The organism is Duganella qianjiadongensis (assembly GCF_009857915.1).
Taxonomy (GTDB): Bacteria; Pseudomonadota; Gammaproteobacteria; order Burkholderiales; family Burkholderiaceae_D; genus Rugamonas; species Rugamonas qianjiadongensis.
The window spans coordinates 215129-225298 of the sequence record NZ_WWCM01000009.1; the positions used below are offsets into that span (position 1 = coordinate 215129).

A 10170-nucleotide genomic window follows, 5' to 3' on the forward strand; every position below is an offset into this window, starting at 1 on the left:
ACATTAGAGGAACGGGAATCATGAAAATCATCGTTATCGGTCACGGCATGGTGGGCCACAAGTTTCTGGAAACGCTGGCACAGAGCGACATCGGCAATCTGCAAGTGACGGTGCTGTGCGAAGAGCCGCGTCCGGCCTATGACCGCGTGCACCTGTCGGAATTCTTCTCGGGGAAATCGGCGCAGGACCTGTCGCTGGTGAAGCCGGGCTTCTTCGAACGCGACAACATGGCGCTGCGTCTGAACACCCGCGCTACCCAGATCGATCTGGTCAACCAGAACGTCACGACGGCAGACGGCAATGTGCTGGACTACGACAAGCTGGTGATCGCTACCGGTTCCTATCCTTTCGTGCCGCCGTTGCCGGGCAAGGAGCGCAAGGACTGCTTCGTCTACCGCACCATCGAAGATCTGGAAGCCATGCTCGAATGCGGCCAGCGCGCCAAGACCGGCGTGGTGATCGGCGGCGGCCTGCTGGGGCTGGAATGCGCCAAGGCGCTGCGCGACATGCAGCTGGAAACCCATGTAGTGGAGTTCTCGCCACGCCTGATGGCAGTGCAGGTGGATGATGGCGGTGGCCGCGTGCTGCGCCGGAAGATCGAAGAGCTGGGCGTGACGGTCCATACCGGCAAGAACACCACGGCGATTGTGGATGGCGTGGATGGAACCCATCGCATGGAATTCGCCGACGGCAGCCATCTGGATACCGATATGATCGTGTTCTCGGCCGGCATACGTCCGCGCGACATGCTGGCACGCGAGAGCGGCCTGACCATAGGCCCGCGCGGCGGCATCGAAATCAACAACAACTGCGTCACCTCCGACCCGAATGTGTATGCGATCGGCGAGTGCGCGCTGTGGGGCGGCCTGACCTTCGGCCTGGTAGCCCCCGGCTATGAAATGGCGCGCGTGGCGGCCAAACACATCCTCGGCGAAGCTGCCGAATTTTCCGGTGCCGATATGAGCACCAAGCTCAAACTGATGGGCGTGGACGTGGCCAGCATCGGCGACCCGCACGGCAAGGTGGCAGGCAGCCGTTCCTACCAGTTCACCGACGAGCGCAAACAGATCTACAAGAAGATCGTAGTGTCCGACTGCGGCAAATACCTGCTCGGCGGCGTAATGGTGGGCGATGCCAGCGAATACGGCACGCTGCTGCAAATGATGCTCAACAAGATAGAGCTGCCGGAATCGCCAGAATTCCTGATTCTGCCGCAGTCCGATGGTGCGGCCAAACCGGCGCTGGGTGTGGATGCGCTGCCGGAATCGGCCCAGATCTGCTCCTGCAACGACGTCAGCAAAGGCGCGCTGTGCAAGGCTGTAGCGGGCGGCGTGACCAATGTGGGCGATCTGAAAAGCTGCACCGGCGCCGGCACTTCCTGCGGTGGCTGCGTACCGCTGGTAACGCAGGTGATGAAGGCCGAGATGAAGAAGCAAGGCATGGAAGTCAACAACCATGTGTGCGAACACTTTGCCCATTCGCGTCAGGAACTGTTCCACCTGATTAAAGTCGGCCAGATCAAAACCTTTGCCGATCTGCTGGACAAGCATGGCAAAGGCCTGGGCTGCGACATCTGCAAACCGCTGGCCGCGAATATGCTGGCCACCGTGTGGAACGACTTCGTGCTGAAGAAGGAGCACGCCAGTCTGCAGGATACCAACGACTACTTCCTCGGCAATATCCAGAAGGATGGCACCTACTCCGTGGTGCCGCGCATGCCCGGTGGCGAAGTCACGGCCGACGGCCTGATCGCAGTCGGCATGGTGGCCAAGAAGTACCAGCTCTACACCAAGATCACGGGCGGTGCGCGGGTCGATCTGTTTGGCGCGCGGCTGGAACAGCTGCCGCTGATCTGGGAAGAGCTGATCGCCGCCGGTTTCGAATCCGGCCACGCTTACGGCAAATCGCTACGTACGGTGAAATCCTGCGTCGGCTCGACCTGGTGCCGTTACGGTGTGGATGATTCCATCGGTCTGGCGATCGAACTGGAAAACCGCTACAAGGGTCTGCGTACGCCGCACAAGATCAAGTTCGGCGTATCGGGCTGCACCCGCGAGTGCGCCGAAGCGCAGGGCAAGGATGTGGGCGTGATCGCCACCGAAAAAGGCTGGAACCTCTACGTTTGCGGTAATGGCGGTATGAAGCCGCGTCACGCCGAACTGCTGGCGACCGAACTCGATAAAGCCACGCTGGTGCGCTACATCGACCGTTTCCTGATGTTCTATGCACGCACGGCAGACCGTCTGCAACGCACCAGCGTATGGCGCGAGAACCTCGAAGGCGGCCTCGATTATCTGAAGCAGGTAGTGGTCAGCGACAAGCTGGGCATAGGCGCCGAGCTGGAAGCGGACATGCAGCACGTGGTCGATACTTACGCCTGCGAATGGAAGGAAGCGGTGGAGAATCCGGAAACCCGCAAGCGTTTCCGCCACTTCGTCAACAGCGAGCAGGGCGATGCCAACGTCTTGTTCATGGAAGAGCGTGGCCAGATCCGGCCCGCCACGGTGGAAGAGCGCCAACGCGTGATTCCGATTGCAGTCAACGCAGCCTGAGGAGAACCTTATGCATCGCGATATTCAAACGGATAACTGGATTAGCGTCTGCCAGCTGGACGACATCGTGCCGAATACCGGCGTGTGCGCTTTGCTGAACCAGCGCCAGATCGCCGTGTTCCACGTGCAGGCAGGCGAAGCGCGCGTGTTCGCCATCGATAACTACGACCCTAATTCGCAGGCGGCCGTGCTGTCGCGCGGGCTGGTGGGCAGTGTGGGCGAGCGCATCGTGGTGGCTTCGCCCATCTACAAGCAGCATTTCGATCTGCAGACGGGCGAATGTCTGGAAGCGCCCGAACATTCGGTCAACACCTATCCGGCCCGTATCGAAGACGGCAAAGTGTGGGTGGGGCTATGAACAAGCCCGCGCTGGTGGTAATAGGGAACGGCATGGCAGGGATGCGCACTGTCGAGGAACTGCTCAAGCTGGCGCCCGAGATGTACGACATTACCGTGTTCGGCGCCGAGCCGCACGGGAATTACAACCGCATCATGCTGTCGCCGGTGCTGGCCGGTGAAAAGCAGATGGACGACATCATGATCAACAGCCGCGAATGGTATGTGCAGAACGGGATTACCCTGCACGCCGGCGATCCGGTCGAGCATATCGACCGGCGCAACCGCGTGGTGCGGGCACGTTCCGGCCTGAGCGTGCGCTACGACCGCCTGCTGATTGCTACCGGCTCCAAACCCTTTATCATTCCCGTGCCGGGGCATCAGCTCAAGGGCGTGCTGGCCTTCCGCGATATTCAGGATGTGGAAAGCATGCTGGCCATGGCGCGCAATCACCGCCATGCTGTGATCATCGGTGGCGGCTTGCTGGGGCTGGAGGCGGCTAATGGGCTGCAGCGTCAGGGCATGTCCGTCACGGTGGTGCATGTGTCGGACGCGCTGATGAACCAGCAGCTCGACAAGCCTGCAGCCCAGTTGCTGCAGAAGGCACTGGAAGCCAAGGGCCTGAAGTTCCTGATGAACGCCCAGACCGAAGAAATCCTCGGGCCGGACCGCGTGACGGGGGTGCGCTTCAAGGATGGCAGCGTGATTCCCGCTGATCTGGTGGTGATGACGGCGGGCGTGCGGCCGAATATCGAGCTGGCCAAAGCTGCCGGCCTGCATTGCGACCGCGCCATCGTGGTGGACGACACCCTGCAGACTTACGATCCGCGCGTGTATGCCGTGGGCGAATGCGTGCAGCACCGCAGCGCCACCTTCGGTCTGGTGGCACCGATCTGGGATCAGGCGCGTGTGTGCGGCGCCCATCTTGCCGGTGCCGGTGTGCGCCGCTACGTGCAGCAGACCTCGCCCACCCGCCTGAAAGTGACGGGCGTGGAGCTGTATTCCGTGGGCGATTTTATCGGTGGCGAAGGCAGCGAAGACCTGGTGCTGCGCGATGCCCGCCGTGGCGTGTACAAGCGGCTGGTGCTCAAGGGAGGGCGTCTGATGGGGGCCGTGCTGTATGGCGACGTCAAGGATGGCCCGTGGTACTTCAAGCTGATACAGAGTGGTGCCGACATCGCCGCCATGCGTCCTACCCTGCTGTTTGGCGAGGCGCTGTGCGCCCGCGCCGCCTGAACTAGACATTGCGAGTTTAAAGTGAACCTCTCTTCCGACCATCTGGCGATCCGAACCACCTGTGCCTATTGCGGCGTTGGCTGCGGCGTGCAGGCCACACCGAAAGGCGATGGCACGGCCACCATCAGCGGCGATACGCTGCATCCGGCTAATCGTGGCCGCCTGTGCGTGAAAGGTTCGGCACTGGGCGAGACGCTGGGGCTGGAAGGGCGGCTGCTGTATCCGCAAGTGCGCGGCGAGGACGGCCTGCGCCGCGTGTCCTGGGATGCCGCGCTCGATCAGGTGGCGGATCGGTGGCGCAGCATCATCGCCGAGCACGGGCCGCAAGCCGTGGCGCTGTATGTATCGGGCCAGCTGCTGACGGAAGACTACTATGTCGCCAACAAGCTGATGAAGGGCTATGTAGGCAGCGCCAATATCGACACCAATTCGCGTTTGTGCATGTCGTCCGCCGTGGCGGGCTACAAGCGCGCTTTCGGCGAAGATCTGGTGCCGCTCTGCTACGACGATCTGGAACTGGCCGATCTGGTGGTGCTGGTGGGCTCGAATACGGCGTGGTGCCATCCCATCCTGTTCCAGCGCATACTCAAGGCCAAGGAGCAGCGGCCGGACATGAAGCTGGTGGTGATCGATCCGCGCCGCACGGCCACTTGCGAACTGGCCGATCTGCATCTGCCCGTCAAGGCTGGCACCGATGTGTGGCTATTCAACGGCCTGCTCAGCTATCTGGCCCGCATCGGCGCGATGGACCCGGCTTTCGTCGAGCAGCATACCAATGGGCTGACGGCGGCACTGGAAACCGCCAACATCGATTGCGCCGATCCTGCTGCCGTGGCGCGTATCTGCCGCATCGATCCGGCGCTGCTGCTGGAGTTTTACGAACTGTTTGCCGCGACCGGCAAGACCATTACCGCCTATTCCATGGGCGTGAACCAGTCCTCGGCCGGTACCGACAAGGTCAACGCCATCATCAACTGCCACCTGATAGGCGGGCGCATAGGCCAGCCCGGCATGGGGCCGTTCTCGATTACCGGCCAGCCCAATGCCATGGGCGGGCGCGAAGTGGGCGGGCTGGCGAATATGCTGGCCGCCCACATGGATCTGGAAAACCCCGAGCACCGCCACGTGGTGCAGACCTTCTGGGATGCGCCGGTGATGGCCGATCAGGGCGGGCTGAAAGCCGTCGACCTGTTCAAGGCGATCGAACAGGGCAGCGTCAAGGCAGTGTGGGTGATCGCCACCAACCCTGTGGTCAGCATGCCGGACGCGGATCAGGTGCGGCGTGCCCTGTCGCGCTGCGAGCTGGTGGTGGCTAGCGATATCATGCAGAACACCGATACCAATGACTATGCCCACGTGCTGCTGCCAGCGCTGGGCTGGGGCGAGAAGGATGGCACGGTGACCAATTCCGAGCGCCGCATTTCGCGTCAGCGCGCCTTCCTGCCTGCGCCGGGCGAAGCGCTGCCGGACTGGAAAATCCTCTCCCTGTTTGCCCAGCGCATGGGCTACAGCGGGTTCGACTTCCGCAGCGCTCACGGCGTGTTCGCCGAACATGCGCGCCTGAGCGGCTTCCGTAACACGCCGGCCGATGTGCCGCGCATGTTCGATATTTCCGGTCTGGCCGGCCTGAACGCGCGCGAATATGATGATCTGGAACCGACCCAGTGGCCGGTGCGGCGGCTGGCTAGTGGCCAGCTGGAAGTTGAAGAGCGCCTGTTTGCGGATCGCCAGTTTGCCCATGCCGATGGCAAGGCGCGCTTCGTGCCGACGGCGGCAAGAGCGCCCGTGAATGCGGTCAGCGCAGATTTCCCGCTGGTGCTCAACACTGGCCGCGTACGCGACCAGTGGCACACCATGACGCGTACCGGCAAAGCGCCCACGCTGGCCGATCACACGGCGGAATCGTTTGTCGATATCCACCCGCAGGACGCGCTGCTGCATGGCGTGCGCGAAGGCGAGCTGGCCCGCATCAGTTCCGCATGGGGCGCCATGGTGGCGCGGGTGCAGCATGGCGGCGGCATACCACGTGGTAGTGTGTTCATTCCCATCCACTGGAATAACCAGACCGCTTCCGACGCGCGCGTGGGCGCGCTGGTCAATCCGGAAGTGGACCCCGTTTCGGGCGAGCCGGAATTCAAACACACGCCGGTGCGCATCGAACAGTTCCGCGTCAACTGGCATGGCTTCATCCTGAGCCGCAGCAGCAAGGCGCTCGACAGCGTGGCGCACTGGACCCGCATACAGGGGCGCAGCTTCAACCGCTATGAACTGGCAGGGCGCAATGTCATTAAGGATTACAGCGGCTGGGCGCGCGCTCTGCTGGGTGTGCATGATGGCGAGGCCGACTGGCTGGAATACGAAGACCGTACAGCCGGGGTGTACCGTGCCGTGCACATCGTCGATGACCGCATCGAGCAGTGCATCTTCCTCTCGCCACGGCAGGACATGCCTTCGCGTGCCTGGCTGGCCAGCCTGTTCAGCAAGGAGGTGCTGAGCGAGATCGATCGCGTCGGTCTGCTGGTAGGCATGCCGGTGGAGAAGGGGGCGGACGCCGGCCCTACTGTTTGCTCGTGTTTCGGCGTGGGGCGCAACACCATCTGCCAGTCCATCGTCGAGAAGGATCTGAAAACCGTGCAGGAAGTGACAGCCTGCCTGAAAGCCGGTGGCAACTGCGGTTCCTGCGTCCCCGAAATCAAGAAAATACTGGTGCAAACCCGGGTGGAGGCAGCGGAAGAAAAGTTGTAGATATGGTAAATTAAGGCTGCGATATCGCGCGTATTCACAATGAGAGCTTAAGCATGTCTATCCGCGAGAATTTTTCCGATGCCGATATGGAGCAGTGGCTCAACGAGCACCGCGTCACTGAAATCGAATGTCTGGTGCCTGACCTGACGGGCGTGGCGCGCGGGAAGATACTACCGCGCGCCAAATTCAGCAAGGAACGCGGCATGCGCATTCCCGAGGCTGTGCTGGGCATGACGGTGACGGGCAACTACCCCACCGACGATGTGGCCTATAACCGCGCCATTTCTTCCACCGACCGCGACATGATCCTGCGAGCCGACCCGGGCAGCATTACCCGCGTGCCGTGGGCGATAGATCCGACTGCGCAGGTGATACACGACTGCTATTTTGCCGATGGCACGCTGGTGGATTTTGCGCCCAGATCCGTGCTGCGCCGCGTGCTCAAGCTGTATGCCGAGCGTGGCTGGCGCCCTGTGGTGGGGCCGGAGCTGGAATTCTATCTGACCGAAAAAAGCGTCGATCCCGATCTGCCGCTCAAGGCGCCGGTAGGCCGCAGCGGCCGTGCCGAGACGAGCCGGCAGGTTTACAGCATCGATGCCGTCAACGAATTCGATCCTCTGTTCGAGGATATCTACGATTACTGCGCGCTGATGAACCTCGACGTGGATACGCTGATTCACGAAACGGGTGCGGGCCAGATGGGACTGAACTTCCAGCATGGCGATCCGCTGGCACTGGCCGACAATGTGTTCTACTTCAAGCGCACCCTGCGCGAAGCGGCGCTCAAGCATGGCATGTATGCCACATTCATGGCCAAACCCATGGCCAACGAGCCGGGATCGGCCATGCATGTGCACCAGAGCGTGAGCGATGCCAGCACGGGGCAGAATATCTTCAGCACGGACGACGGTGCGCCATCTGCCCAGTTCCGCCACTACATCGGCGGCCTGCAGCGCTACACGCCGGCCGGCATGGCCATCCTTGCGCCCTATGTGAACTCCTACCGCCGCATCGTGCGCCACACTTCTACACCTATCAATATCCAGTGGGGCATGGATAACCGCACGGTGGGTTTCCGCATTCCGATTTCCGGCGTGGCGCAGCGGCGGGTGGAAAACCGCATCATCGGCGCCGATGCCAACCCCTATCTGGCCATGGCCGTCACGCTGGCCTGCGGCTATCTGGGCATGGTCGACCAGCTCGAACCGACGCCGGCCACCACCAGCAGCGCTTATCCGGATCTATTCGAACTGCCGCAAAGCCTGTCGCAGGCGCTTACCATGCTGCGCCGTGAAGACCGTCTGCGTGACGTGCTGGGCGAGCGTTTCGTCGATGTCTACAGCGCCATCAAGGAGGTCGAGCATCAGGAATTCATGACCGTCATCAGCCCGTGGGAGCGCGAGCACCTGCTGTTACATGTCTGATACTGTTGCACATCGGCCCCGCGACTACATTGGGGCCGCGGAGTGGCTATATAATCATGGGTTCTGTATTGAAAAGGCGGCCTGCGGATGGCCGCCTTTTTGCACCTTTTTTAATGTGTTAAACATATCATTTCCATTTAAATTATATGAGCAAAGAGCGAGCTGCTGCCGGTGCGGGCCAACCATTTCTGCTGATCCGCGATCTCGTCAAGGATTTTGACGGCGTGCGCGCCGTGAATGATGTATCGGTCGAAATCAACAAGGGCGAGATTTTTGCTCTGCTGGGCAGCTCCGGTTGCGGCAAATCGACGCTGCTGCGCATGCTGGCCGGCTTCGAGACGCCCACTTCGGGCCAGATCCAGCTGGCGGGCCAGGACATCATCGCCGTGCCGCCTTATCAGCGCCCGATCAATATGATGTTTCAGTCGTATGCGCTGTTCCCCCACCTGTCGGTATGGGACAACATCGCCTTCGGCCTGCGCCGCGACGGCCTGCCGAAAGACGAAATCGCTGCCCGCGTGGAGCAGATGCTGAAACTGGTACAGCTGTCCACCTATGCCAAGCGCAAACCGCACCAGCTATCCGGTGGCCAGCAGCAGCGCGTGGCGCTGGCGCGCAGTCTGGCCAAGCGCCCGCAGTTGCTGCTGCTGGACGAGCCGCTCGGCGCGCTCGACAAGAAGCTGCGCGAACAGACCCAGATGGAACTGGTGGGCATCATCGAAGAAGTGGGCGTGACCTGCGTGATGGTGACGCACGATCAGGATGAAGCCATGAGCATGGCCACCCGTATTGCCGTGATGAGCGAAGGCCGTATCCTGCAAGTGGGCGCGCCTGGCGAAATCTACGAAACCCCGAACTGCCGCTTTGTGGCCGACTTTATCGGCAGCGTGAATATGTTCGAAGGCAGCGTCAGCGCCGACCAGCCGGACCACGTCATCATCGATACGCCGGAAGGCCAGCACTACATCACCCACGGCATTACCGGTACGCTGGGCATGCCCGTCTCGGTGGCGGTGCGTCCGGAGAAAATCAGTCTGCAGCAGCAGGCGCCTACGCAGGAGCAGCGCGCGCACGCGGTCGAACATGGCTATAACTGCGTGCAGGGCGTGATTACGGCGCTGGCCTACTTCGGCAACGAAACCCATTACCACCTGCGCCTCGACAGCGGCAAACTGCTCAAGGTGTCGCGTACCAATGCGGCGCGCCATGAAGACGCGGTGCTGGAACGCGACCAGCGCGTGTTTGCGTGGTGGGATGGCGCCGACGTTGTCGTGCTGACCAGCTAAGGCGGAGTGCAGCCATGAATTTCCTCAAACAGCTAGTGACACTGCGCTGGCTCACCGGAAGTACGGCGGTGATTGCCGTGCCTTTCCTGTGGCTGACCTTCGCCTTCCTGGTGCCCTTCCTGATCGTGATGCGCATCAGCTTCACCGAGGCCGATGCGGGCGGCAATCCCTTCGGTACGCTGATGACGCTGGTGGATGGCGTGATCACCCTGAAGATCAAGATCGCCAATTACCTGTTCATCGCGCAGGATGACCTGTATGTGCTGACTTATCTCAGTTCCATCAAGTTCGCCGCGATTACTACGGTACTGTGCCTGATCATAGGCTACCCGTTCGCCTACTTCATGGCGCGCTCGCGCAGCACCGTGCGGCCCGTACTGATGATGATGGTGATGCTGCCGTTCTGGACGTCCTTCCTGCTGCGTATCTATGCATGGAAGGGCATCCTTGCCAACAACGGCATACTCAATCACATCCTGATGAGCATGGGCGTGATCAGCGAACCGCTGCACCTGATGAACACCCAGTTCTCGCTCATCATCGGCATGGTGTACGCCTATCTGCCGTTCATGATCCTGCCGCTGTATGCCA

General features: G+C 61.5%; 7 protein-coding genes. All 7 read left to right on the forward strand.

The genetic code is table 11. The features are described from left to right. The first annotated feature begins 20 nt into the window (after positions 1-20). Entirely contained in the window at positions 21-2552 is a 2532-nt protein-coding gene (gene nirB, locus GTP27_RS14670; protein ID WP_161039912.1) for a nitrite reductase large subunit NirB, read from the forward strand. A 10-nt stretch (positions 2553-2562) separates the two neighbouring features. Then, positions 2563-2910: a nitrite reductase small subunit NirD gene (gene nirD, locus GTP27_RS14675; RefSeq protein ID WP_161039913.1), complete on the forward strand. Its 348-nt coding sequence runs from the start codon at positions 2563-2565 to the stop codon at positions 2908-2910. Then, on the forward strand, positions 2907-4124 hold the full coding sequence (locus tag GTP27_RS14680; protein ID WP_161039914.1) for an NAD(P)/FAD-dependent oxidoreductase: 1218 nt from the start codon (positions 2907-2909) through the stop codon (positions 4122-4124). The genes nirD and GTP27_RS14680 overlap by 4 nt, the downstream gene beginning before the upstream one ends. Before the next feature lie 21 nt (positions 4125-4145). Next, on the forward strand, positions 4146-6869 hold the full coding sequence (locus tag GTP27_RS14685) for a molybdopterin-dependent oxidoreductase (RefSeq protein WP_161039915.1): 2724 nt from the start codon (positions 4146-4148) through the stop codon (positions 6867-6869). 53 nt (positions 6870-6922) lie between these two features. After that, positions 6923-8293, forward strand: a complete 1371-nt coding sequence (locus GTP27_RS14690; RefSeq protein WP_161039916.1) for a glutamine synthetase family protein — start codon at positions 6923-6925, stop codon at positions 8291-8293. 146 nt (positions 8294-8439) lie between these two features. Then, on the forward strand, positions 8440-9579 hold the full coding sequence (locus GTP27_RS14695) for an ABC transporter ATP-binding protein (protein WP_161039917.1): 1140 nt from the start codon (positions 8440-8442) through the stop codon (positions 9577-9579). A gap of 14 nt (positions 9580-9593) precedes the next feature. Further along, the coding region (locus GTP27_RS14700; RefSeq protein ID WP_503826530.1) for an ABC transporter permease at positions 9594-10170 on the forward strand (577 nt) is incomplete at its 3' end.